The sequence below is a fragment of the Streptomyces sp. NPDC060209 genome, from assembly GCF_042728155.1.
GTDB lineage: Bacteria > Actinomycetota > Actinomycetes > Streptomycetales > Streptomycetaceae > Streptomyces.
Genome location: NZ_JBHWZS010000561.1, coordinates 1 through 1786, shown reverse-complemented (window position 1 = coordinate 1786; position 1786 = coordinate 1). Strand labels below are relative to the sequence as shown.

Sequence of the window (1786 nt, the reverse complement as noted above, 5' to 3'; positions counted from 1 at the left end):
TGTTTTTTCCTCGCCCTCCGCTTCGGGTGGCCGCGCGGGGGGGGGGGGGGGCCGGCCCCGCGGCCCCCCCCCACGGCCGATCGTCCGGAAGGAGGGACGTCGATGAGCACGAAGGACTTCGTCGAGAAGGACTACTACAAGGTCCTCGGCGTCCCCAAGGACGCCACCGACGCCGAGGTCAAGAAGGCGTACCGGAAGCTCGCCCGCGAGTACCACCCGGACGCCAACAAGGGTGACGCCAAGGCCGAGGAGCGCTTCAAGGAGATCTCCGAGGCGAACGACATCCTCGGTGACCCCAAGAAGCGCAAGGAGTACGACGAGGCGCGTGCCCTCTTCGGCAACGGAGGCTTCCGGGCGGGTCCCGGCGGTGCGGGCGGCAACTTCAACTTCGACCTGGGCGACCTCTTCGGAGGCGCACCGGGTGGTGGCCAGGGCGCCGGCGCCGGTGGGTTCGGCGGTGGCGGCGGTGGCGGTCTGGGCGATGTCTTCGGCGGACTGTTCAACCGCGGCGGTGCGGGCACACGTGTCCAGCCGCGGCGCGGCCAGGACATCGAGTCCGAGGTGACGCTCAGCTTCACCGAGGCGGTCGACGGGGCCACGGTCCCGCTGCGGATGTCCAGCCAGGCTCCCTGCAAGGCGTGTTCGGGAACCGGCGACAAGAACGGCACCCCGAGGGTCTGTCCGACGTGCGTCGGCACCGGCCAGGTGTCGCGAGGCACAGGCGGCGGCTTCTCACTGACCGATCCCTGTGTGGACTGCAAGGGCCGGGGCCTCATCGCCCAGGACCCCTGCGACGTCTGCAAGGGCAGCGGCCGGGCGAAGTCCGCCCGCACGATGCAGGTCCGCATCCCCGCGGGGGTGCTGGACGGTCAGCGGATCCGGCTGCGCGGCAAGGGCAGCCCGGGCGAACGCGGCGGCCCGGCCGGCGACCTCTACGTCGTCGTCCACGTCGACGCCCACCCGGTCTTCGGCCGCAAGGGCGACAACCTCACCGTCACCGTGCCCGTCACCTTCCCGGAGGCGGCGCTCGGCGGCGAGGTGAAGGTCCCCACGCTCGGCGGACCTCCGGTCACCCTGAAACTCCCGGCGGGCACGCCCAACGGACGTACGATGCGGGCCCGGGGGAAGGGCGCCGTACGCAAGGACGGCACCCGGGGCGACCTCCTGGTCACCGTCGAGGTCTCCGTACCCACGGACCTCGGCGCGGACGCTCAGGACGCGCTGGAGGCCTACCGGAAGGCGACCGCGGGGGAGGACCCGCGGGCGGAGCTGTTCCAGGCTGCGAAGGGAGCTTGAGATGGACGGCCGTCGACGCAATCCGTACCAGCTGACCGACGAATCACCGGTCTACGTGATCTCGATCGCGGCCCAGCTCTCGGGCCTGCACCCGCAGACACTGCGCCAGTACGACCGTCTCGGCCTGGTCTCGCCCGACCGGACGGCCGGGCGCGGCCGGCGCTATTCGGCCCGTGACATCGAACTGCTGCGCACCGTGCAGCAGTTGTCGCAGGACGAAGGCATCAACCTCGCGGGCATCAAGCGCATCATCGAGCTGGAGAACCAGGTCGCCGCGCTCCAGCAGCGCGTCGCCGAGCTCTCGGCTGCGGTGGACGGCGCGGCCGTGGCCATGCAGCAGCGTGAGGCCCAGGTGCACGCCTCCTACCGGCGTGATCTGGTGCCGTACCAGGACGTGCAGCAGACGAGCGCGCTGGTGGTCTGGCGGCCCAAGCGGCCGAAGGACTGAGCCGGCAGGAAAGGGCCCGCCCCGAGTCTCACGACTCGGCGG

At 71.4% G+C, this 1786-nt stretch carries 2 protein-coding genes; both read left to right on the top strand.

The window, feature by feature from the left end:
- Nucleotides 1-102 precede the first annotated feature (102 nt).
- Complete coding sequence (gene dnaJ, locus ACFWFI_RS42575) at nt 103-1296, top strand: molecular chaperone DnaJ (RefSeq protein ID WP_387401315.1); 1194 nt, start codon at nt 103-105, stop codon at nt 1294-1296.
- 1 nt (nt 1297) lies between these two features.
- On the top strand, nt 1298-1744 hold the full coding sequence (locus tag ACFWFI_RS42570; protein WP_014155378.1) for a heat shock protein transcriptional repressor HspR: 447 nt from the start codon (nt 1298-1300) through the stop codon (nt 1742-1744).
- Nucleotides 1745-1786: the final 42 nt, after the last annotated feature.

Coding starts and splice junctions, on each gene's coding strand:
- dnaJ (WP_387401315.1), top strand. CDS start 103: ATGAGCACGAAGGACTTCGTCGAGAAGGACTACTACAAGGTCCTCGGC.
- ACFWFI_RS42570 (WP_014155378.1), top strand. CDS start 1,298: ATGGACGGCCGTCGACGCAATCCGTACCAGCTGACCGACGAATCACCG.